This window comes from Photobacterium sp. R1, from assembly GCF_054600795.1.
This window is the reverse complement of record NZ_BAAHZP010000921.1, coordinates 1-240: the sequence shown is the minus strand read 5'-3', so window position 1 is coordinate 240 and position 240 is coordinate 1. Positions and strand designations below refer to the sequence as shown.

1 pseudogene is annotated in these 240 nt (G+C 53.8%); it reads left to right on the top strand.

The annotated features are described in order from the left end of the window. Positions 1 to 177 (top strand): annotated as a pseudogene (locus ACYP03_RS27760) (twitching motility protein PilT); the annotation flags it as partial. Positions 178 to 240 lie beyond the last annotated feature (63 nt).

The window sequence follows — 240 nt, the reverse complement described above, 5'->3', positions numbered from 1 at the left end:
CCGGCGATCCGAAACCTGATCCGGGAAGATAAAGTGGCCCAGATGTATTCCATGATCCAGACCGGAGCCGGAATGGGGATGCAGACAATGGAGCAGGCCGTGAACCGCTTAATGGCTCAGGGATTGATTGAGCCCGAGGAAGCAGCCCGGGTAGTTGAGCGTAATCAGGGATTATGAGGCAGGAAAACCAGCCATGAATTTGGATTTTATTCTCAGCCAGATGACCGACAAGCAGGCGAC